A 22,416-nucleotide genomic window follows, 5' to 3' on the forward strand; every position below is an offset into this window, starting at 1 on the left:
GCCCAGGCTTGGAAAATAATTCTCGCTTTGCCCGTTTCTGGAGAAATTAATTATCAATACTCGGCGTAAACGACCTTTGGCAATCGCCTCAGGCCGGCGCCAGCGCGCGTTCTTCCTCGGCCACAACCCGTTCGCACAACTCGATGATCTGCTCGCGCATCCAGCGGTTGGCAGGGTCTTGGTCAGTGCTCTCGTGCCAGTACAAGTGCGTTTCCAGCGCCGGTACGTCCACCGGCAATGGCTGGTAGCGCAATTGATGACGGCGGGCGAAACGTTCGGGGACAGTCATGGCCATGTCGGTCTGCTGCAACACCTGCGAAGCCATCAGGTAATGCTGTGAGCGCAAGGCAACCTTGCGCTGTACGCCCATCTTGCCCAAGGCCAGGTCAACATAGCCCAGGCCATTGCGGCGGCTGGAAATATGGATATGGGTCATGCCCAGATAGCTGTCCAGGGTCAGTTTGCTGTCGGCCAGCGGGTGGCCTTGGCGCAGGGCGCAGACGTAGCGGTCTTGCATCAGTTTGACGTGGCGCACCTGCGGGTCGGTGTTCAGCGGGGCATCGACCGCGAAATCCAGGCGCCCGGCCGCCAGTTCCTTGGTGGTTTCGCGCCGTTTGCACAGGAAGCTTTCAATCAGCACAGCAGGTGCCAGGCGGCGCAGCCGCTGGAACAACGGCGGCAGGATCACCGCTTCGGTCAGGTCGGTCATGCTGATGCGAAAGGTCTTGTTGGCCTGCTGCGGGTTGAAGATACGGCTTTCTTGCACCGACGTGCGCAGCAGGGCCAGGGCGTTGCGCACCGGGCCAATGATGTTCTGGGCCATGGGCGTGGGCACCATGCCTTGCGCGGTACGCACGAACAGCGGGTCGTTGAAGGTTTCGCGCAGTCGCGACAGGGCATTGGACACCGCCGGCTGAGTGATGCCGACAATTTGCCCGGCGCGGGTCAGGTTGGCTTCGGTGTAGATCGCATCGAAGACGATGAACAGGTTGAGGTCGACCTTGCTGAGGTTCATGTGCGCCGCTCATTGTTGGAATTATTGCCCGATCATATATCGGTTATGAATGTTTATACACGCGGAAAATAGACTAGGTGGATGGGCGCTTGCTGCTCTAGGCTCTGGCCCATGTACTCCGAACCGTGAAGGTAGCCCCGATGGATTTCGCCTATTCGCCCAAGGTCCAGGCACTGCGCGAGCGCGTCACAGCGTTCATGGATGCCTACGTCTATCCCGCAGAAGCGGTGTTCGAGCGCCAGGTCGCCGAGGGTGATCGCTGGCAGCCCACCGCGATCATGGAAGAGCTCAAGGCCAAGGCCCGCGCCGAGGGGTTGTGGAACCTGTTCTTGCCCGAGTCGGAGTACGGCGCCGGGCTGAGCAACCTGGAATACGCCCCACTGGCCGAAATCATGGGCCGCTCGCTGCTCGGGCCAGAGCCGTTCAACTGCTCGGCACCGGATACCGGCAATATGGAAGTGCTGGTGCGGTATGGCAGCGAGGCGCAGAAACGCCAATGGCTGGAGCCACTGCTGCGCGGCGAGATCCGCTCGGCGTTCGCCATGACCGAGCCGGACGTGGCCTCGTCAGACGCCACCAACATGGCCGCCACCGCCGTGCGTGATGGCGATGAATGGGTCATCAACGGCCGCAAGTGGTGGACATCCGGCGCGTGCGACCCGCGCTGCAAGGTCATGATCTTCATGGGCCTGTCCGACCCCGAGGGGCCGCGCCACCAGCAGCACTCGATGGTGCTGGTGCCGACCGATACGCCGGGCGTGAAGATCGTGCGGCCATTGCCGGTGTTCGGCTACGACGATGCGCCACATGGCCATGCCGAGGTGCTGTTCGAGAATGTGCGCGTGCCTTACCAAAACGTGATCCTCGGCGAGGGCCGCGGTTTCGAGATCGCCCAGGGGCGCCTAGGCCCAGGCCGTATCCACCATTGCATGCGTTCGGTCGGCATGGCCGAGCGGGCGCTGGAGTTGATGTGCAAACGCTCGGTCGAACGCACCGCCTTCGGCCGCCCACTGGCCCGCCTGGGCGGCAACGTCGACAAGATCGCCGACTCGCGCATGGAAATCGACATGGCACGCCTGCTGACCCTCAAGGCGGCGTACATGATGGACACGGTGGGCAACAAGGTGGCGCGCAGCGAAATTGCCCAGATCAAGGTAGTGGCGCCGAATGTGGCCTTGAAGGTAATCGACCGGGCGATCCAGATGCATGGCGGGGCAGGGGTGAGCGGTGACTTCCCCTTGGCGTACATGTACGCCATGCAACGCACCTTGCGCCTGGCCGACGGGCCGGACGAAGTGCACCGCGCGGCGATTGGCAAATATGAGATCGGCAAGTATGTGCCGGTGGAGATGCTGCGCAGTTCAAGATGAAGAATCGGAAGTTATTGCATGGGAATTCTTTGTCCGATTAACGCAGCATGCTGGCTAAGGATGAGCTGGCTGAACAAGTAGGTATTTAGTGTAGGAAGTGTCTGGTTTGCACGTTCGGGCACTAAAAGCCCTATTGCAGCTGTTAGGTTTCGACACCTTACTTTTTGCACAGGGTACTTGCCGATGCGTGTCAATCTGGGTGGGAAAGGCCAGGCGGTAGATGGCGATATCACCACGACGGGTGCTGTTTGCATCGCTGCCGGCCACGGTTATTTGAGCAATGGGCGCAGGGTTCTCCGGGAGGGGGACAGAACGACACGTTGCCCGCGCTGTGGCGAGCAAGGGACTGTGGTTGAGGGCGTTCGGTGCTTCATCTCCGGCGGTCAAGCCGTGGCCATGGACGGTGCGTTGGTGGCCTGTGGTTGCCCGTCCGGCAGCAATCGGGTCGTGGCACCGCTGGGTGCGGCTATGCCATCCCTTCAGGCATTCGCGAACAGTTGCGCAGTGCCTACCGCAGCAGCTGAAGCTCATCCGAAAAGCCTCGTGCGGGGTGCGGTGACTGCGATGCCAGGCACGTTGGAGCCGGGCTTCTACGTGGTGCCCAAAAGCATGTCGTTCTCTCACGTTCTGCTGCAATTATCCGAGCAGGACGCCAGCTTGCCGATTTCCCGTTTGCAGCGGCTCAACCCCACCTTCGCGCAAGGGTTCAAGGCGGGAGAAATCTTCGTTATCGGTGACCCGGACAATGGTGATGCCTGTACCCGCGAGGAGGCCAAGCTGATGGCTGCCGCTCAGGATGCACGCCACGCGTTGGCAGCGCTCGATTTCGCGGAATCCGACTTCATGGTGCAGCACCAGGCTGAGATTGCCGGTTTGCTGAGTAGTGCCAGCCAGTCGATGGGCGTGGGCAAGGATATGCTCGATCAAGGGTTGAAACAGGTCAAGAGCACGCTGAACCAGATCGAGCAGTTGCATCAGCGTGAGTTCTTGCGGCATGGGCATTTGAACAGTCGGGAGTTCTTCGCCTCTCGGCGGCAGCTGTTGCAGCAACTGGATGTTCAGTTGAAAGCGGCGCTGCTCAATAAACAGCTTAACCTCGGCAACTATGAACGCCTCAAGAAGAGTCTGAATATTTCTACCAAGCGTCTTGTGCACCATTGGTCTAAAGCGGGTGGGGCGGGGCAGATACCGGGGTATGCGACGCATCTCGATAAAGTGGCGAAGCTATCCAAGTACCTTAAGCATGGTGGGAATGCGGCTATTGGACTCAGTGGGACTTCGTCGTATCTTAATGTGAAAGAGGTCTGCCAGGCAGGAAGCACAAAGGCGTGCCGAAAAGCCCGTTTCGTAGAAGCTGGAAAATTCAGCGGTGGCGTTGGTGGTGGGATGGCAGGTCCGATCGTGGCCACTGCAGCCTTTGGCACATTGTGTGTTGGCTTTGCCGTGAGTACAGCAGGAGTGGCGGCTCCACTGTGCGGTATCTTAATAGCGGGAGGTGGTGGCCTAATTGGCAGCAAGCTTGGAGAGTTAGCCGGTGAGCACGCAGGGGAGTATCTTTACGAGGTATCAGATGACGGATATTAACGCTTGGCCGGCAATTGTAAAGCTGCTGTTTATTGTTGTGCCATTTTTTATCAGTATGGTAGGGGTTGCTACTATTGTTTACATCACTTCGACGCGCGATTACCACGTCGTATGTGCTGCGGTCACGAGTGATCCTGCCCTGGAAGCGCTCAAAGTCACGCTGGGTACATCCACATTTAAATGGCGTTTAGTTCTAATGTGTACTATCGGCTGGCTTTTTGTTTTCCCAGGGCGAGCTCTGCGACGTCGGCAGTTGACGATGGAAGAGCTACAAGCATTTCCACCGAGGCTTAAGCGAAAACTGGTAGTGTCTTTATGGCTAACCACCGTTGGCTTCACAGGGATGGCAATTTTCACGTTGGTGCTTGAATTTACAAAAGTTAAGATTTGATTTTCACTTTTATGTAACACCTTTTCGCGGCGAGTCGCCGCGAAAAGGGTCTCAACTGACAGAGTTCTGCTTCGTGTCACATGGCTTGACCGCAGTTGTTGGCCCAGTAGCAGCTTGTTCCGGAGAATCCCCCTCCACCGTCGCCTTATCCTCCCGCGTCTTCACCAGCGACACCACCACCCCACCCAACAACAGCCCAAACGTCACCCCCAACGACAGCAACGCCGGCACCTTGCCCACCATGCCGTGGTAGAAGATCTTGCAGCCGATGAAGATCAGCACCATCGCCAGCGCATACTTGAGGTACACGAACCGGTGCATCAACGCCGAAAGCGCGAAGTACAGCGAACGCAAACCCAGAATGGCAAAGATGTTCGAGGTGTAGACGATGAACGGGTCCTGGGTAATGGCAAAGATCGCTGGCACACTGTCGACGGCAAATACCAGGTCGGCCAGTTCGATCAGCACCAGCGCCAGGAACAGCGGTGTGGCATAACGCAGCGCCTTGCTGTGCCCGGGCGGGGTCAGGCGCACGAAGAAATGCGAGCCGTGGATCTGGTCGGTAACGCGCATGTGCCGGCGCACGAATTTCAGAATCGGGTTGTTGGCAAGATCTGGATGGCTGTCTTCTTTCGACAGCGCCATCTTCACACCGGTGAACAGCAGGAAAGCGCCGAAGATGTACAACACCCATTCAAAGTTCTGCACCAGTGTCGCACCCACGCCGATCATGATCGCGCGCAGGAACACCACACCCAGAATGCCCCAGAACAATACCCGGTGCTGGTAGCGGCGGGGGATGGCGAAGAAGCCGAAGATCATCGCCATGACGAACACGTTGTCCATCGACAGCGACTGCTCGACCAGGAACCCGGTGTAGAACTCCAGCGCCGACTGCGCGCCCAGCTCGAACCAGACCCAGGCACCGAACAGCACGCCGACGCTGAAATAACCCGAGTACAGCAGCAGGCTCTCGCGCATTTCGATCTCGCGGTCCTGGCGGTGCAGCACGCCCAGGTCGAGCACCAGCAAACCGATGACGATGGCCATGAACACCAGCCACAACCAGGTGCTGGTACCGAGAAACGGGGTGGTGAGGAATGTGTGCAGAGCCGTCATGAGCCCCTCCTTGATTGTCGACGTTGCATGGCAACAGTGATCCGACATGGCGGCTTGGCAGCCGTCAGAGGGGCCCGGTATCACATAGGCTTGAGCCTAGCCGCGTTTCCCCGGGATGCCGAACGCCGACCTGTTACATTTCTTTGCCTGGTGCGCGGGCGCTTCAATAGACCCACACTTCCACTCGCCGATTGCGCAAGCGACCTTGTTCCTGGTCATTCCCGGCTACCGGCAGCTCATCGCCCATGCCGGTCACTTCCAGCACGTCCACGCCATCGCGTGCCAGCTCGCGGCGCACCGCCAGCGCCCGCAAGCGTGAAAGCAGCGCCGCACGCCCCGGTGTTTCCTTGGGGTCGCCAAAACCCACCAGCACCGCCTTGCTCTGCAGCTTGCCCGCCTGGCGCAGGTAGTCGGCTACCCGCTGCACATCGCGCAAGGCCTTGTTGTCGAGGCTGGCGCTGCCTTCCTGAAAGCGAAAGTTCACACTCAGCCGCTGCGCTTGCTGGGCCAGCGTTCGGTAGCGCGGCGGCATGTCGGCCTGGGGCTGCACAGCCTGGGCCTTGACTTGCTGCGAGACGAAGCCCAACTGGGCGACGATGGCCTGGCCCGCCGGGCTCTGGGTGAAGTCGGCCAGGGCTTTGGCCTGAGGTTTGGCATTGGCTGGCAGGTAGAAATACAAGCGCCGCGACAGGGGGTAATCTTCGCTGGCCACCTGCGCGCGCTGCGGCAGCATGGCCGGCGCATCGCCCTCGGCGACTGCCAGCACCTTGGCCCCGTGCACTGCGGCCAAGCTGCTGAACCCGATAGCCAGGCGGTCGCTGCTGACCCGCTCGGCCAGCTCATCACTGGACTCAAAGCGCTGGGCCTGGGCCGACAGCACGCCTTGATGAGGGTCGAGCACCAGTGCCTTGAACGTTTCGTAGGTGCCGGAACGGTCGTCGCGGGCGTAAAGGTGAATCGACCCTCCGGTGATGCCCAACTGGTCCCAGCGCTGGACTTGCCCAGAGAAGATTTGCGCCAGTTGCCGGGTGGTCAGTTGTGGCAGCGGGTTGTCGGGGTGGACGATCACCGCCACGCCATCCAGGCCGATGACCTGCTCGGCGCTGGCCGCGCGCAAATTGCCCAGGGCCTGCAGTTGGCGCACTTCTGCGTCGTTGATCGGCCGTGAGGCGGCAGCCAGGTCGGCCTCGCCACCGCCCAAGGCAGCGAAGCCAGTGCTGGAACCATGCGCGGCGATATCGATACGCAGCGGTTGCCCGCGCACGTCGCGGGCAGTGATGACGGTTTCGTTGGCCTGCGCGCCGGGGGCCTGCTCGATGGCGGTTGCCTGTTGCGAGCGCAATTGCCCTTGGACCAAGGCCGGCAGCAGCGCAGCACCGATGGTGTTGGAGCCCTGCACGCGCAAATGGGCAGAATCGGCCAGGGCCGATAGCGGCAGCAGGGCGAGTAGAGCGAGCAGCAGGCGGGGCATGCCGGGCTACCTATGGCATAGAGTTGCCCGGCAGATTACGACGGTTGCGTGATGGAAATATGACAGTCACCTGGGGCCGCGTTGCGGCCCCAGCACCCTCAGTGCGCGCCTGCCGACTTGCTCAGGTCACTCTCTGCCCACTCGGTATAGATGCAGGCATCGGCCACCGCCCAGCGCACGTTCACGGTGTCGCCGGGCTGCATCGGCATGCCTGCCGCAGACAGCGCCTTCACGGTCATCTCGGTACCGCCTGCGGTGACCACATGGCAGGTCTGGCTTTCACCCAGGAACAGCACCTCGGCGACCTTGGCAGCCACCTCGTTCCAGCCGGGCGGGAGGGGTTGCGCCGCAGCCTGGGCAGTGGTCAACGCCAAGGCTTTTTCCGGGCGCACCATGATCAGCGCCTCCTGCCCGGCAGCCAATCCGGCGGTCAGGCGGATCGCCACAGGCTGGCCCTCGAAACTGCCCGCGCCGTTGCTGCTGGCCTTGATCCGCAGGAAGTTGGAGTTGCCCAGGAACGAGGCGACGAACGCATTTGGCGGGTTCTGGTAAAGGTCGTAACCACTGCCCAGCCCGACAATCTTGCCGTGGCTGAAGATGGCGATGCGCTGGGACAGGCGCATGGCCTCTTCCTGGTCATGGGTCACATAGACGATGGTGATGCCCAAGCGCCGGTGCAACTGGCGCAGTTCGTCCTGCAGGTCTTCACGCAGCTTCTTGTCGAGCGCGCCCAGCGGTTCGTCCATCAGCAGGATGCGGGGCTCGTAGACCAGCGCCCGGGCAATCGCCACGCGCTGCTGCTGGCCGCCGGACATCTGCGAAGGCTTGCGGTGGGCGAACTTCTCCAGTTGCACCAGCTTGAGCATGGCGTCGACCCGCTTGTTGATTTCGGCGCTGCCAAGCTTGCGGATGGCCAGGGGGAAGGCGATGTTGTCACGCACGTTCAGGTGCGGGAACAGCGAGTAGCGCTGGAACACCATGCCGATATCACGCTTGTGCGGCGGTACGTTCACCAGCGATTGGCCCTCGACCAGAATCTCGCCGCTGCTCGGGGTCTCGAAACCGGCCAGCATCGACAGGGTGGTGGACTTGCCCGAACCGCTGGAGCCGAGAAAGGTCAGGAACTCGCCGTCCTGGATTTCCAGGTCGAGGTTGTCCACGGCGGTGAAGTCGCCGTAGTGCTTGTTCAGGCCGCGCAGGCTGACCAGGGTCTTGGTGTGCGCGTTGTCTTTGATCACTGCACTCATTGTTGTTCTCTCCGGCACTCAGGCGTTGACTTCGGTGCGCCGGCGCAGGGCGGCGGCAATAATCATCACAAGCAGGGACAGGCCGATCAGCAGCGTCGAGGCCACGGCGATTACGGGGCTCAGGTCCTGGCGCAGGGTGGTCCACATTTTCACGGGCAAGGTCTGCAGGTCGGGGCTCGCCATCATCACGCTGAGCACCACTTCGTCCCACGAGACCAGGAAGGCGAACAGGCCGCCGGCGATCATCCCCGGGCGAATGGCCGGGAAGGTCACCTTGAAGATCGCCTGCAGGCGCGAGGCCCCGCAAATGACTGCAGCGTCCTCGATCGACTGGTCGAACAGCTTGAGCGAGTTGATGATCGAGATGATGGTGAAGGGCAGGGCGACGATCACGTGGCTGACCACGAACGCGAACAGCGTGCCGGTGTAGCCCAATTTGAGGAACAGCGCATACACGGCCACGGCGATGATCACCAGCGGCACGATCATCGGCATGGTGAACAGGCCGTAGAGCATCTCGCGGCCGGGGAAGCGGCCACGTACCAGGGCAAACGCGGTGGGCAGGCCCAGCAGTACTGCGGCGACCGTGGTCAGCACGGCAACCTTGAGGCTGGCCAGGGCTGCGTCCATCCACTCAGGGTTGGAGAAGAACTGGCCATACCATTTGAAGGTCCAGTCCGGTGGCGGGAATACCAGCCACTGGGACGAGCCGAACGACAGCAGCACGATGAACACCACCGGCAGCAACAGGAAGGCGGCGATGACCCCGGTGGTCAGGTACAAGCCCGTACGCAGCGGGCGGCCCATGGCATTGGGTGACAGGAGCATGGCGGATTACCTCGCGTTGCCGACCGGGGATTCCGGCTGCAGCTTCAGGTACAGGTAGAAGAGCACCAGGGTGATGACCACCAGCAGTGCGGCGGCGGCGCTGGCCAGGCCCCAGTTGAGGAACGACTGCACCTGCTGGATGATGAATTCGGGCAGCATCATGTTCTGCGCACCGCCGAGCAGGGCTGGGGTGACGTAGTAACCGAGCGACATCACGAACACCATCAACGCCCCCGAGAACAGCCCCGAGCGGCACAGCGGCAGGAACACCTTCCAGAAGTTGGTCCACGGGCTGGCGCCGCAGATCGAGCCTGCTTGCAGCACCATCGGGTCGATGGCATGCATGGTCGCCTGCAGCGGCAGCACGATGAACGGGATCATGATGTAGCTCATGCCAATCACCACGCCGGTGAGGTTGTGCACCATTTCCAGCGGGGTATCGATGATACCCATGGCCATCAACGCCTTGTTGATCACCCCCGAACTCTGCAGCAACACCAGCCACGAGTAGGTGCGCGCCAGCAGGCTGGTCCACATCGACAGCAGCACGATGTTCAGCAGCCAGCGGCCCCAGCCATTGGGTACCAGGGTGATCGCCCAGGCCAGCGGGAAGCCCAGCAGCACGCTGATCAGCGTTACCACGCCAGCCACCGAGAAGGTGTTGAACAGCACCCGGGCGTAGGCCGAGTTGGCGAACAACTGCTCGTAGTTACCCAGGCCCGGCACCGGCTCCAGCACACCGCGCAGCAACAGGCCGATCAGCGGGGCGAAGAAGAACAGGCCAAGAAACAGCAAGGCAGGCAGCAGGTTGCGGCTGCCTTTCCAGCGCTGGCCCAGGCTTGCGCGGCGGGGGGCCGTTCCCGGGGCGCCGGTGCCCGTGGGGGCACCTTGGGCGTTGTGCAGGGCGTTGATGGCGACTTTCATTTGACCAGCCACTCATTCCAGCGCGCGGCGATGGCCTGGCCGTTTTTCGCCCAGTAAGCGAAGTCCAGGGTTACCTGGTCCTGGGCGTAGGCGGTTGGCAGGTTCGGCGCGAGGTCGGCTTTGAGCTTGGGCACGCTGTCCAGGTTGACCGGTGCGTACGCCGTGAGGTTGGCGAAATCGGCCTGGCCTTCGGGGCTGCTGGCGTTGGCCAGGAACTTCATGGCCGCGTCCTTGTTCTTGGCGCCTTTGGGGATGACCAGGAAGTCGGCCATGACCAGGTTCTGCTTCCAGCTCACGCCAACCGGTGCACCGTCTTGCTGCAAGGCGTAGACGCGGCCGTTCCAGAACTGGCCAAGCGAGGCTTCACCGGAGGCCAGCAGTTGCTGCGACTGGGCGCCACCGCCCCACCAGACGATGTCTTTCTTGATGGTGTCGAGTTTTTTGAAGGCGCGGTCCAGGTCCAGCGGGTAGAGCTTGTCGGGCGCGACGCCGTCGGCCAGCAAGGCCAGCTCCAGTACGCCGGGGCTCGGCCACTTGTACAGGGCGCGCTTGCCGGGGTAGGTCTTGGTGTCGAACAGCGAGGTCCAGTCCACCGGCTTGTTGGCACCGAGCTTGCCTTCGTTGTAGCCGAGCACGAACGAGAAGAAGAACGAGCCGACGCCATGATCGGAGACGAAGCGTGGGTCGATGCGGTCTTTCTTGATCGTGTTGAAATCCAGCGGTTCGAGCAGGCCTTCGCTGGCGGCGCGCAGGGCGAAGTCGGCTTCGACGTCGACCACGTCCCACTGCACGTTGCCGCTCTCGACCATGGCCTTGAGCTTGCCGTAGTCGGTCGGGCCGTCCTGGACGACTTTGATGTTGGTCGATTTGGAGAAGGGTACGGCCCATGCTTCTTTCTGGGCGTCCTGGGTGGTACCGCCCCAGCTGACGAAGTTCAGGCTGTCAGCGGCCTGCGTGGCCTGACATGCCAGGGTCAGCAGGCTGGCGGACAGCACTGCGGTTACACGTTTGCTCAACAGCATGGTTACGCCCTCGTTGCTTTTGTTATTCGAGGCGGGGCTTTTTGGTGCGCCCGCCAACAGTATTCGGGGAGCAGCTAAAACAAAGTGTCTTGTGGCCGATTGTGATTCTAGGTGCTGGCCTGCACATTCAAGGTCTACGGGATATCATATTATGGTATTCCAAACTTTTGGCAAGAGGCGAAGGCGACCGGCCATCACTCCACCTCTGCAAACATCCCAACGCTGTTGGGTGTAGGGGCGGTGTCAGCCTTCCACACCGGGTTCGAAGGGGATGCTCTGCACCACTTCCAGCTCATACCCCGCCAGCCCGGCGTACTTCAGCGGCGGCCCCAGATGGCGCAGCTTGCCCACGCCCAGATCCTGCAGAATCTGCGCCCCGGTACCGACCTCCGAATACACCTTGGACTGCCCGCGCTGGTAAGGCCGCACCGGTTGGGTCAGTTGCGGCACGCGTTCGAGCAACGCCTGCGAGGATTCATGGTTGGCCAGGATCACCACCACGCCGGTGCCTTCCTCGGCCACCTTCTGCAGCGCCGCCCACAGCGTCCAGTTGGCCGGGCCTGCATATTCGGCGCCCACCAGGTCGCGCAGCGGGTCGATCACATGCACGCGCACCAGGGTGGGCTGTTCGCGGCGGATATCGCCCATCACCATGGCCATGTGCACACCGCCTTCGATGCGGTCTTCATAGGTGACCAGGCGGAAGGTGCCGTGCACCGTGGGCAGTTCGCGTTCGCCGATGCGCTTGATGGTCTGCTCGGTGCTCAGGCGGTAGTGGATCAGGTCGGCGATGGTGCCGATCTTGATGCCGTGCCGTGCTGCGAACACTTCCAGGTCCGGGCGGCGGGCCATGGTGCCGTCGTCGTTGAGCACTTCGACGATTACCGAAGCGGCGCTGAAACCGGCCAGGCGGGCCAGATCGCAGCCGGCTTCGGTGTGGCCGGCGCGGGTCAGCACACCGCCTTCGCGGGCACGCAGGGGGAAGATATGCCCAGGCTGCACCAGGTCTTCGGGGCGTGCGCTCGGCGCCATGGCCGCAGCCACGGTGCGTGCGCGGTCAGCCGCGGAAATACCGGTGGTAACGCCTGTAGCGGCTTCGATCGACACCGTGAAGGCAGTGCTGAACACGCTGCCGTTGGCCGGCACCATCTGCTCCAGGCCCAGGCGCTGGCAGTGCTCGTCGGTCAAGGTCAGGCAGATCAGGCCACGGGCTTCGCGGGCCATGAAGTTGATGGCCTGGGCGTCACAGCGCTCGGCGGCGATCAGCAGGTCGCCTTCGTTTTCTCGATCCTCGTCGTCCACCAGCAGTACCATTTTGCCTTGCCGGTAGTCTTCGAGGAGTTCTTCGATGGTGTTGAAAGCCATGTTGCACGCTCGCTGTGATGGGGTGATTATTATGGTATACCATCATACACAAATAGATTTGCAACAGGAGATCAGCGGATGAAAGCGTATTGGATCGCCCACGTGGACGTGACCGACCCTGGGCAGTACCAGCAGTACACCCAGCGTGCGCCTGCCGCCTTTGCGGCTTTCGGCGGGCGGTTCCTGGCCCGGGGTGGGCGCAGCGAGGCGATGGAAGGCAGGCAGACGCCGCAGCGCAGTGTGGTGATCGAGTTCGAATCGTATGAGCAGGCGCTGGCCTGTTACCGGTCCGAGCTGTACCAGGACGCCTGCGGCCATCGCCGAGGTGTGGCGAAAGCTGAGGTCATCATTGTCGAAGGGTTCGAGCCCTGAGCGGATGAGCGCTGGCGTTCTTGTAAGGGAATTCTGATTTTCCTCGAACCAGGTCTGTACATGTTTTTCCAGTGCTAGCTTCCAGCTTTCTACGGCCGGAGGCTATTCATGACGCGCATATCGATACATGGAAAAGGGCAAGCGCTGGATGGCGATATCACCACCACAGGCGCGGTTTGCATTGCCAGCAGTACGAACTTCCGGGGGCACAACCGACGTGCACTGCGCCTGGGCGATGCCACGACCGAGTGCCCGAACTGCAAGAAGACCGGGGTCATTGTAGAAGGGGTGAATTCTTTCGTCATCGGAGGTAAACCGGCTGTTGTCGATGGGGCGCTGGTCGAGTGTGATTGCCCAAATGGCAGCAACCGGGTCATCGCGCAGTCAGCCATACACAGAGCAGGTAGCCATTCTGCTCAGGCTACATCGCCTGCCTCTTCCGGCCGTCACTCGGCTTCTACATCAGGGCAAAGTCCTGCACAGGCGTACCCCGCATTTCCCGTCGGCTCATCGTCTGTACTTGAGCCTGGCTTCCATATTGTGCAACGCAGCATGTCGTTCGAGCAGGTGCTTCAGAGCCTTGGCGCGACGCACAGCCCTTTGCCAGTGGCGTTATTGCAGCGCTTGAATCCTACGTACCCAGAGGGTTTCAAGGCGGGTGAAATTTTTGTGCTCGGCAGCCCCCACAGCGGGTTTTCCTGCAGTGCAGCGGAGGCCGAATTGATTATGGTGGCGGAGGAGGCAAGAGCGTCGCTGGCGATCCTTTCCGAGGAGGAGGCAAACTTCATGATGAAGCACATCGGTGAGATTGCCGGGGTGCTCAATGGGGCAAGTCAGTCAATGGGGGTGGGTAAGGACATGCTGGAGCGGGGGCTGTCGCAGGTGAAGGATACGTTGAAAGGCATCGAAGCCTTACACCAACGCCAATTTGCGCTCCATGGTCATCTAAATAGCCCTGAGTTTTTTGCGTTGCGCAAGGAGCTCCACAAGCAACTGGATGGCCAATTGCGCACGGCGTTTTTGAACAAATCGCTAGGTTTGGGAAGCTACGATAATTTACGACGTGATCTCGGGATCTCTACCAAGAGTGTGGTGCATCACTGGAAGAAAGCGGGTGTACCAGGGCAGATCCCGGGTTACGTGACGCATCTGGACGAAGTGGCAAAGGTCTCAAAGTATCTGAAGTATGGCGGTTGGGTTGGGATCGGACTTGGCGCCGGTGCTTCCTACCTGAAAGTACATGAAGCTTGCCGTGCAGGTGAGACCGATGAGTGTAAGAAAGTACGTTTTACGGAGACCGGCAGTTTCTCAGGTGGGCTTGCCGGTGGGGCGTTGGGCGCGGGGGCTGGAAGAGCAGCTGCTGTAGCCGTGTGCCAATTTGGAGTTTGGGGTAAAGCTGCCTGCGGCATAGTCACAGTTGGCGCCACAGCCTTTGGCGTATCTCAAGGTGTAGAGGTAATCGGCGAAAAGGCGGGGGAGCAAATTTATGAGTTTATATATAACTAGGTTGGAGGATTGGTCGATTTATGCTCGTTTGGCCTTCTTGTGCTCCCCTCTGGTTATGATTTTTATAGGGTTAGCGATTGATTTCTACATTGCAGGTTCGCGGCATTTCATGGTGATGTGTCACGCGTTCAGGCGCAGTTCGTTACTGGTAGAGGAGACTCAGTTTTCAGGAACACTGAGCCTACGTGCGAGGTTCATGGTTGTAGCAGGGATGAGCAGTGCAGTTCTTTGGCCTAACCTCTTCATCCGCCGGGGCCAGTTACATCCTGAGGATAATGACCAATTCCCCGAATATTTGCGGCGGCGAATGAGCGTAGCAATGGCACTGATGGTTGCTGGTGCAATATGGTCAGTGCTTGGTGTTATTTTCGTAGAAATGTAAAGCATTATGCAGCTGCACTGAGGGTAGAAAACCGCTATAAAGCGGCGGACTGTCATCAAGAGCGAGACAATGAACCCCTACGAAGACATGCGTATCTTTGCCCAGGTCATGGAAGCCGGCAGCTTCACCGCTGCCGCCGACCGCCTGGGCATGTCCAAGCAATCGGTCAGCCGGCGCCTGATGCAGCTCGAAGAACGCCTGGGCGTGCGCCTGCTCAACCGCTCCACCCGGCGCCTGGACGCCACGCCGCTCGGCCAGCACTACTACCAGTCGGCGCTGCGCCTGCTGGGCGAAGTGCAACAGGTGGAGCACGACATCAGCGGCCAGGCACAGGCCCTGCGCGGCACCTTGCGTCTGAGTGCGCCGCTGTCGTTTGCCATGTCGCACCTGGGCTGCCTGCTGACCGAGTTCCTGCGCTTGCACCCGCAGCTGGATGTGGAGGTGGACCTCAGCGACCGTGCGGTGGACCTGATCGGCGAAGGCTACGACCTGGCCCTGCGCATCGGCGCGCTGGAGGACTCCAGCCTGATCGCGCGGCGGATTGCCAGCGTCGAGCGGGTGTATTGCGCCAGCCCGGCGTATCTGGAAGCGCGGGGCGTGCCGCAGCGGCCCGAAGCGCTGGCCGAGCATGACTGCCTGCCCTATGGGCATTCTCGGCAGGTGCAATGGCAGTTCACCCAAGGTGGCAAGGCTCAGGCCATCGCGGTGACCGGTCGGATGCGGGCCAACAATGGCGAGCTGCTGAGAGACGCGGCGATTGCCGGGATGGGGGTGACGTATCTGCCGACCTTCATTGTCGGGCAGGCGTTGGCCGATGGGCGGTTGGTAAGCCTGCTGCAAGGCTGGACACCGCCGGCGTTGCAGTTGTCGGCGGTGTATCCGCAGCACCGGCAGGTGGCCAGGCCGGTGCAGGGGTTTGTCGAGTTTCTACGGGAGCGATTGGCGCAACTTCAAGTGCTGAACGGCCTGTATTGATCGTGTGGACTTGTTTGGGGATTCATCCGACAAGCCGCCCATCGAACTCCGCCATGGCATCCAGCATCGCCTCGCGGAAATAGGCCAGCGAAGGCCGATCAAACAGGATCTGCAACCGCGGCACCCCCTCACTGGCCACGTTCACCACAATCACGTTGATCCGCGCCGCCGATGACTGCGCCACGGCACCGACCGGAAACGCCTCTGCACGCAGGTCAACGCCACACAGCTTGGCCATTACCGCGCTGCAATGCTGCCCCGACAACTGCAGCCAGGCATGGCTGTCCTGGCGCGGCAGCAGGTAGTTGCGCTGGGCGTCCTGCACCCAGTCGGCCTCTTGCGCGGCCACCCTCGCGCCCTGGTCGCTGAGGCTGCCCAACAGCAGGTACTCACTGGCCGACAGGCGCGCCACCCAGCCACCGTCGTCCTGGCGCAGCGCCTGGTTAGGGAGCGATGGCAAATGGTAACCGTGCGCTTGCAGGTAGCCCGCGCTGTCGCTGCCCCGAAAACCGACCCGCGGCAAATCGGTGAGGTCGGTCAACGCGCAGGTCTGCGGGCCGTTTGAGAGGAATGCTTGCGTGTTCAGGTTGGTCATGGCTCAGCGTTCCTGGCGCAGGTTGTCGGGGTCGTGGAAGGGCAGTTGCACCACCTTGGCATTGACCATTACCCCGTCCTCGACGCGGATCGGGATGTGCATGCCAGGCGTCGCCTGATGGGCGCCGGCGTAGGCCAGGCCGATGATCTGCCCGAGGGTTTGCGAGTACTCGCAGGAGGTGACGTTGCCGCTGATGTCCGGGCCGTCCAGCACCAGGTGGCCTTCCAACGGCTGCGGGCTGCCCTTGGGCAGGGTGAAGCCGACCAGCTTGCGCTTGAGCGGCTGCGCTTCGAGGATCTCGATCGAACGTTTGCCGACGAAAAACGGCTTCTTGCGACCGATTGCCCATTGCATGTCGATCTCGGCCGGGTGGGTCATGCCGTCGGTGTCCTGGCTGATGATCACATGGCCCTTTTCCAGGCGCAGCAGGCGCTGTGCCTCGACGCCGAAGGGGCGGATACCCAGCCCGGCGCCGGCCTGCATCAAGGCGTCCCACAGGCGTTCGGCATGGCGCGTCGGCACATGCACCTCATAGCCCAGCTCGCCAACGAAACCGACCCGCAAGATGCGCGCCGCGATGCCGGCCACCTTGCCCAGGCGCACGCCCAGGTAAGGGAAGGCCTCGGCCGAAAGATCCACACCCTCGCACACCGTGGCCAGTACCTGACGCGACAGCGGGCCTGCCAGGTTGACGGCGGCCAGGGCGGCGGTGACGTTGGTGATGTCCACGTCCAGCCGCCACTGCGCGTTCCACTTGAGCATCTGCTGGTAGATGCGGTCGACGCCACTGGTGGTGGCGGTGACGTAGAAATGCTGCTCGCTCAGGCGGGCGCAGACGCCATCGTCGATCACCACGCCATGCTCGTTGGTCATCAGCGCATAGCGAGTGCGGCCGATGGCCAGCTTGGCAAAGCCGAAGGTGTACAGGCGTTCGAGCAGTTCGGCGGCGTCGGGGCCGCGCACGTCGAGGCCGCCCAGGGTGGAGACGTCGATCAGGCCGACCTTTTCGCGCACATGGCGGGCTTCTTCCTGCATGCAGCGTTCGCGCTCAACGGGTTTGCCATAGTACGCAGGGCGCTGCCAGGTGCCGGCGGGCATCATTTTTGCGCCCGCCGCCACATGGCGGCGGTGCATCGGCGTCTGCCGGTACGGGTCGAAGGCACGGCCAGCGACATGCGCCAGCTTCTCGGCCTGAAAGGGTGGCCGGGCGGTGGTCACGCCGGTTTCGCTGATGCTGCGCCCGGTGGCCTGGGCCACCAGGCGCGCGGTGGGTAGCGCCGAATGCCGGCCCTGGGACGGGCCCATGCCCACCGTGGAGAAACGCTTGACCAGTTGCACGTCGCGGTAGCCACTGCGGGTGGCGTTGACGATGTCGCGCACCTGCAAGTCTTCATCGAAATCGACGAAGTCCTTGCCCTTGGGGTGCGGGAAGATCGGCCAGGGGAAGTTGACCTTGGCCTCGGGGCCGAAAGCCGTCAGCGCGGGCGCTGGCAGGCCCAGCGCCGTGACCGCCTCGGCAGCGGCGCGGGTCGCGTCGGCGAGCACGTTGTCCAGGTGATGCCGGCCATTCACCGAACCTGCGATAGCCAGACCGACTGGCAAGTTGCTGAGGCTGAACGCATCACGGTCGACGTCGTAGGCCAGCTTGCCGCCTGCCTGGCACAGCAGTTGATACACCGGCATGTAGCCGGCCGACATGCACAGCAGGTCGCAGGCCAGGCGCAGGCCTTGCGTACCCACCTTGCCCTGGCCGGTGATGGGGCGGATGTCGACGCCGCTGACATGGCGCATGCCCTTGTCGTGCAGGGCTTCATAAACGGTGCTGCCCAGGTGCAGAGGGATGTCGCGGCGCTTGAGCTCGCTGGCCAATGCGGCGTCTGCCGGCGCCCCGCGCATGTCCACCAGAGCGGCGACGGCCACGCCTTGATCTTGCAGGTCGAGGGCGGCCAGGTAGCCGTCGTCGTGGCCGGTGAGGACCACCGCACGCTGCCCCGGCTTGACCGCGTACAACTTCATCAGCCGTTGCGCGGCGCTGGTCAGCATGATCCCGGGCAGGTCGTTGTTGCGGAACACCACCGGCTGGTCGAACGCACCGGCCGTGACCAGGCAGCGAGTGGCACGCACCTTGTACAGGCGTGTGTGCTGGATCACCGGCAGGTAGTTGTCGGTGAACCAGCCATTACAGGTGGCCTGCAGCAGCACCTGGATGTTCGGGTGGGCCTCGACGGCATCGAGCAATGCCTGGCGCAGGTGGTTGGCGCGGGTGCCGGCAATGTCGAAGCGGGCGTAGGTGAGCGAACCGCCCAGCACGGGCTGCTGCTCGATCAGCAGCACCTTGGCCCCGGCAGCGGCCGCGTCCAGCGCCGCGCGCAGGCCAGCAGGGCCGCCGCCAATCACGGCCACGTCGACAAACAGGTAAGCCTTGTCGTGGTACTGCGGCTTGAAGCCCAGGTCGAGCACGCCAAGGCCGGCTTTCTTGCGGATCAGCGGCTCCCAGACCTTCCACATGCCTTTGGGCTTGTAGAACGACCGGTAATAGAAGCCAACCGGCATGAACCGCGAGAACTTGCCCAGGTAGGCATCACGGTCGTGCTCCAGGCTACCGTTGAAGTTCTGGCCTTCGACCACCTGGCCATCACGGGCCGCCTCCATATCGGCCAGCACGTTGGGTTCGTCGGGCAGTTGCACCAGGGTGTTGGCATCTTGCCCGGCCAGGCTCAGCGGGCCACGCGGGCGGTGGTACTTGAACGAGCGCGACAGCAGCCAGCGGCCACTGCCGAGCAGGGCGCTGGCGATGCTGTCGCCCGCAAAGCCCTGGCAGGCCTGGCCATCGAAGATAAAGCGCAGCGGCCGCTCGCGGTCGATCAAAAGGCCCATGGGGGCGGGGAGGCGAGTGAGGCTGTTCATCCGGCAATCTCCGGGTTGGCGGCTGGGGTGAACTCGACACGGCGGTCGAAGATTTCGTTTGGGTCGAAGGTGCGCAGCACCTGGTCGCTGACCGTGTGGCGCTCGGCCAGGAACCAGTAGCTGGAGGCGTTGTGCAGCCACCATTCGGTGACCACACCGGCAAGGTTGTCGCTGTTGAACACGTAGTCGGCCCATTCGACGTCGCTGCAACGGGCCGGGTCGGGCATTAGCTTGAACTCACCGCCGTAGGTGAATTCGCTGATGTTGCGCGGGCCGTTCAAGGGGCAGGTGAGAATCTTCATCGTGCTTTCCTCTAGTGGCTGGCCGCCGTGGCGCCCATCTCGTTGACTTGCTGGAAGCGGCTGAAGCGCTCCAGGGCGAACGGCGCGATCATCTCTGGCACCTTGCCGCCACTGGCGACCAGCTCGGCCATGGTCTTGCCGCAGATGGGCGTGGCCTTGAAGCCCCAGGTACCCCAGCCGGCGTCCAGGTAGTAGTTGTCGACCGGCGACAGTCCCATGATCGGGCTGTAGTCCGGGGTCATGTCGGTGCTCCCGGCCCATTGGCGCATCAGCTTGGCGTTGGCCATGAACGGGAACATCTCGATGGCGTGGGCCAACAGGCTTTCCTTGAGGTCGAGGGTGGAGCGGGTGTTGTACAGCGGGTACGGGTCGGAGCCGCCGCCGAAGACGATTTCGCCACGGCTGGTCTGCTGCACGTAGCAGTGCAGCGCCGACGAGCTGACCAGCGGATCGAGAAACGGCTTGAACGGCTGGGTGACCATGGCCTGCAGCGGGTAGGTGTGGATCGGCGCGCGGATGCCGGCCTTGGCCATCAACAGCGAACTGGCCCCGGCCACCGCCTGCACCACGCAACCGCACTGCACGGTGCCGCGGTTGGTCTTGACCGCCTCGATGCGCCCGTTGCGGATCAGCAGTTCCTGCACTTCGGTCAGCTGGTGGATCTGCACACCGCGCTTGGCCGCCTGCTTGGCATAGCCCCAGGCCACGGCGTCGTGGCGCGCGGTGGCGCCGTCGATATGCCACAGCCCAGCCAGCACCGGCAGGTGGCCGGGGTCGAGGTTGAGGCTTGGCACCAGCTCGCGAATCTGCTGGCGGTCGATCATCTCGGTGCGCCCGCCGAAGTGCTTGTTGACCTCGGCCCGCTGGCGGAAGGCCCGCACGGTGGCGTCGGTGTGCGCCAGGGTGAGTTGGCCGCGCTCGGAGTACATGATGTTGAAGTCGAATTCGTTGGACAGGTTCTGGAACATCCGCACGGATTCTGCGTAGAAGCGCACGCCCTCGCTGGTGAGGTAGTTGGAGCGGATCACCGCCGTGTTGCGTGCGGTGTTGCCGCCGCCCAGGTAGGCCTTTTCCAGCACCGCAACGTTGGTGATGCCGTGGTACTTGGCCAGGTAATAGGCGATGGCCAGCCCGTGGCCGCCGCCACCGATGATCACCACGTCGTAGTGGGGCTTGAGTTCGCAAGGGGGTGGCAGGTCCACCTCCACCGGGTAGTCGGCGCTCAGGCCGTATTTCAGCAGGGCGAAAGGCATGCGGTGCGCTCCTGTTGGGCGGCCTGTTGTTGCAGGTCGAGGGCGAGCAGGGTGTTTTTCATCAGGTAGGCGATGGTCATCGGGCCGACGCCGCCGGGCACCGGGGTGATGCCGGCGACCTGGGGCAAGGCGGCGGCAAAGTCGACATCGCCGACCAGGCGGCTGCGGCCGTGTTCATCGATGCGGTTGATGCCCACGTCGATCACCACCGCGCCGGGCTTGAGCCAGTCGGCACCGATCAACCGTGGCTTGCCGACCGCCGCGACGAGGATGTCGGCCTGGCGGCACAACGTTGGCAGGTCGTGGCTGCGCGAGTGCACCACGGTCACCGTGCAGTCGGCCTGCAACAGCAACGCGGCCATGGGTTTGCCGACGATGTTCGAGCGGCCGACCACCACCGCATGCTTGCCGCGCAACTCACCGCAGGCATCGCGCAGCAGGCGCATGCAGCCACTGGGCGTGCAAGGGGTGAGCACATCGCGGCCCTGGGCCAGGCCGCCGACGTTTTCACTGTGAAAGCCATCCACGTCCTTGAGCGGGTTGATGGCCTGCAGTACGCGGTGTTCGTCGATATGCGCCGGCAGTGGCAACTGCACGAGGATGCCGTTGACTGCGCTGTCGCGGTTGAGCCGGTCTATGAGGGTCAGCAGGTGCGCCTGGGAGGTGTCGGCGGGCAGGCGATGTTCCAGCGAGTGGATGCCCACTTCCTCGGCACGCAGCACCTTGTTGCGCACATACACCTGGCTGGCGGCATCTGCCCCCACCAGCACAACGGCCAGGCCCGGTTGCACGCCGCCCTGACGCAAGGTCTGCACCTGCTCTCGGACTTCAGCCAATACCCGCGCGGCGGTGGCCCTGCCGTCGATCAGTTTGACGCTGGGGCTCGTGTTCATTTGAAGATCACCGTGCGGTCGTGGTTGAGAAACACCCGGTGCTCCAGGTGGTACTTCACCGCACGGGACAACGCGATGGTCTCGGTGTCACGACCGATCGCCACCAGGTTTTCGGGGGCGTAGGCGTGGTCCACGCGCTGCACTTCCTGCTCGATGATCGGGCCTTCGTCAAGGTCGCTGGTGACGTAGTGGGCGGTGGCACCGATCAGCTTGACGCCCCGCTGATAGGCCTGGTGATAGGGCTTGGCACCCTTGAAGCCGGGCAGGAACGAGTGGTGGATGTTGATTGCCCGGCCGGACAGCTGGCGGCACAGGTCGTCGGAGAGGATTTGCATGTAGCGCGCCAGTACCACCAGCTCGGTGCCGCTGTCTTCGACGATGCGCATCAGCGCGGCCTCCTGCTCGGCCTTGGTCTCCCTGGTCACCGGCAGGTAGACGAACCGGATGCCCTGGCGCTCGGCCATGGGGCGCAGGTCGAGGTGGTTGGAGACCACCGCGGTGATGTGCATGTCCAGCTCGCCCTTGGCGTGGCGGTAGAGCAGGTCGGACAGGCAGTGGTCGAATTTGCTGACCATCAGCAGCACGCGCATCGGGCGGGCGCTGCTGTGCAGGCTCCAGTCCATGTCGAAGCGCTGGGCAACGTCGGTGAAGCCCGCTTCCAGTTGCGCTGTGTCGCCGCTCACGCCGGTGTTGTAGCGGAACACGGCGCGCATGAAGAAGCGGCCATTGTCCTCGTCGTCGAACTGCGCCATCTCGCTGATGTAACAACCGTGCTCGGCCAGGTAGGTGGTCACTGCGGCGACGATGCCGGACACGGCCGGGCAGCTGACGCGCAAGATGAAATGATCGGGAGCGGGGTGCATGTCGGGGCCTCGTGGTGGAGTGGGGCAGGTCG

Annotated in this window: 20 protein-coding genes; 6 read left to right on the plus strand and 14 right to left on the minus strand. The window is 62.7% G+C overall.

From position 1 onward, the window contains the following. Nucleotides 1–88 precede the first annotated feature (88 nt). Nucleotides 89–1,015, minus strand: a complete 927-nt coding sequence (locus DJ563_RS03735) for a LysR family transcriptional regulator (RefSeq protein WP_186663152.1) — start codon at nt 1,013–1,015, stop codon at nt 89–91. Nucleotides 1,016–1,155: 140 nt separating this feature from the next. Here DJ563_RS03735 and DJ563_RS03740 point away from each other — a divergent pair, with 140 nt between their 5' ends. The 3 genes from DJ563_RS03740 to DJ563_RS03750 all read left to right on the plus strand — a co-directional run bounded on the left by DJ563_RS03740 (nt 1,156) and on the right by DJ563_RS03750 (nt 4,360). Further along, complete coding sequence (locus tag DJ563_RS03740) at nt 1,156–2,385, plus strand: acyl-CoA dehydrogenase (RefSeq protein ID WP_434518842.1); 1,230 nt, start codon at nt 1,156–1,158, stop codon at nt 2,383–2,385. A gap of 183 nt (nt 2,386–2,568) precedes the next feature. Next, a complete protein-coding gene (locus tag DJ563_RS03745) occupies nt 2,569–3,969 on the plus strand; it encodes a PAAR domain-containing protein (RefSeq protein ID WP_434518843.1) in 1,401 nt (466 codons plus the stop codon). After that, nucleotides 3,956–4,360 carry a hypothetical protein gene (locus DJ563_RS03750; RefSeq protein WP_274098980.1) on the plus strand — a complete coding sequence of 135 codons (405 nt, stop codon included), beginning with the start codon at nt 3,956–3,958 and terminating at the stop codon, nt 4,358–4,360. Before DJ563_RS03745 ends, DJ563_RS03750 begins: the two co-directional genes overlap by 14 nt. A 51-nt stretch (nt 4,361–4,411) precedes the next feature. Here DJ563_RS03750 and DJ563_RS03755 read toward each other — a convergent pair whose 3' ends face one another. The 7 genes from DJ563_RS03755 to ribBA all read right to left on the minus strand — a co-directional run bounded on the left by DJ563_RS03755 (nt 4,412) and on the right by ribBA (nt 12,336). Beyond that, on the minus strand, nt 4,412–5,479 hold the full coding sequence (locus DJ563_RS03755) for a TerC family protein (protein ID WP_434518844.1): 1,068 nt from the start codon (nt 5,477–5,479) through the stop codon (nt 4,412–4,414). 163 nt (nt 5,480–5,642) lie between these two features. Beyond that, nucleotides 5,643–6,950, minus strand: coding sequence for a substrate-binding domain-containing protein (locus tag DJ563_RS03760; protein ID WP_434518845.1), 1,308 nt, complete (start codon nt 6,948–6,950; stop codon nt 5,643–5,645). Between the two features lie 98 nt (nt 6,951–7,048). Beyond that, entirely contained in the window at nt 7,049–8,197 is a 1,149-nt protein-coding gene (locus tag DJ563_RS03765; RefSeq protein WP_033698901.1) for an ABC transporter ATP-binding protein, read from the minus strand. A gap of 18 nt (nt 8,198–8,215) precedes the next feature. After that, nucleotides 8,216–9,025 carry an ABC transporter permease gene (locus DJ563_RS03770; protein ID WP_434518846.1) on the minus strand — a complete coding sequence of 270 codons (810 nt, stop codon included), beginning with the start codon at nt 9,023–9,025 and terminating at the stop codon, nt 8,216–8,218. A 6-nt stretch (nt 9,026–9,031) separates the two neighbouring features. Beyond that, nucleotides 9,032–9,949, minus strand: coding sequence for an ABC transporter permease (locus DJ563_RS03775; RefSeq protein WP_274098983.1), 918 nt, complete (start codon nt 9,947–9,949; stop codon nt 9,032–9,034). Further along, nucleotides 9,946–10,971 (minus strand): polyamine ABC transporter substrate-binding protein, encoded by a 1,026-nt coding sequence (locus DJ563_RS03780; RefSeq protein ID WP_274098984.1) that lies wholly within the window; start codon nt 10,969–10,971, stop codon nt 9,946–9,948. The genes DJ563_RS03775 and DJ563_RS03780 overlap by 4 nt, the downstream gene beginning before the upstream one ends. A gap of 243 nt (nt 10,972–11,214) precedes the next feature. Further along, complete coding sequence (ribBA, locus tag DJ563_RS03785; protein ID WP_434518847.1) at nt 11,215–12,336, minus strand: bifunctional 3,4-dihydroxy-2-butanone-4-phosphate synthase/GTP cyclohydrolase II; 1,122 nt, start codon at nt 12,334–12,336, stop codon at nt 11,215–11,217. A 78-nt stretch (nt 12,337–12,414) separates the two neighbouring features. Here ribBA and DJ563_RS03790 point away from each other — a divergent pair, with 78 nt between their 5' ends. From DJ563_RS03790 to DJ563_RS03800, 3 genes are all read left to right on the plus strand, one after another. After that, the gene (locus DJ563_RS03790; protein ID WP_227696215.1) at nt 12,415–12,708 is read left to right on the plus strand and encodes a DUF1330 domain-containing protein; all 294 of its coding nucleotides are present in this window, start codon (nt 12,415–12,417) and stop codon (nt 12,706–12,708) included. A gap of 108 nt (nt 12,709–12,816) precedes the next feature. Then, complete coding sequence (locus DJ563_RS03795; protein WP_434518848.1) at nt 12,817–14,214, plus strand: PAAR domain-containing protein; 1,398 nt, start codon at nt 12,817–12,819, stop codon at nt 14,212–14,214. 451 nt (nt 14,215–14,665) lie between these two features. Further along, nucleotides 14,666–15,571: a LysR family transcriptional regulator gene (locus DJ563_RS03800; RefSeq protein WP_274098987.1), complete on the plus strand. Its 906-nt coding sequence runs from the start codon at nt 14,666–14,668 to the stop codon at nt 15,569–15,571. A 22-nt stretch (nt 15,572–15,593) separates the two neighbouring features. Here the strand turns inward: DJ563_RS03800 and DJ563_RS03805 are convergent, their stop codons facing one another. From DJ563_RS03805 to purU, 6 genes are read right to left on the minus strand one after another with little or no spacing between them, the layout of a single operon-like run. Then, nucleotides 15,594–16,166 (minus strand): sarcosine oxidase, encoded by a 573-nt coding sequence (locus DJ563_RS03805; RefSeq protein ID WP_434518849.1) that lies wholly within the window; start codon nt 16,164–16,166, stop codon nt 15,594–15,596. Between the two features lie 3 nt (nt 16,167–16,169). Beyond that, a complete protein-coding gene (locus DJ563_RS03810; RefSeq protein ID WP_434518850.1) occupies nt 16,170–19,073 on the minus strand; it encodes an FAD-dependent oxidoreductase in 2,904 nt (967 codons plus the stop codon). Continuing rightward, nucleotides 19,070–19,375 carry a sarcosine oxidase subunit delta gene (locus DJ563_RS03815; RefSeq protein WP_033698890.1) on the minus strand — a complete coding sequence of 102 codons (306 nt, stop codon included), beginning with the start codon at nt 19,373–19,375 and terminating at the stop codon, nt 19,070–19,072. Before DJ563_RS03815 ends, DJ563_RS03810 begins: the two co-directional genes overlap by 4 nt. A gap of 11 nt (nt 19,376–19,386) precedes the next feature. Continuing rightward, on the minus strand, nt 19,387–20,628 hold the full coding sequence (locus tag DJ563_RS03820) for an FAD-dependent oxidoreductase (protein ID WP_434518851.1): 1,242 nt from the start codon (nt 20,626–20,628) through the stop codon (nt 19,387–19,389). Next, a complete protein-coding gene (folD, locus tag DJ563_RS03825) occupies nt 20,610–21,521 on the minus strand; it encodes a bifunctional methylenetetrahydrofolate dehydrogenase/methenyltetrahydrofolate cyclohydrolase FolD (protein ID WP_274099100.1) in 912 nt (303 codons plus the stop codon). Before folD ends, DJ563_RS03820 begins: the two co-directional genes overlap by 19 nt. Then, nucleotides 21,518–22,384 (minus strand): formyltetrahydrofolate deformylase, encoded by an 867-nt coding sequence (gene purU / locus DJ563_RS03830; protein WP_033698887.1) that lies wholly within the window; start codon nt 22,382–22,384, stop codon nt 21,518–21,520. Before purU ends, folD begins: the two co-directional genes overlap by 4 nt. Between the last annotated feature and the right edge of the window lie 32 nt (nt 22,385–22,416).

The sequence above is a fragment of the Pseudomonas sp. NFX1 genome (assembly GCF_051123555.1).
GTDB classification, from domain to species: domain Bacteria; phylum Pseudomonadota; class Gammaproteobacteria; order Pseudomonadales; family Pseudomonadaceae; genus Aquipseudomonas; species Aquipseudomonas capeferrum.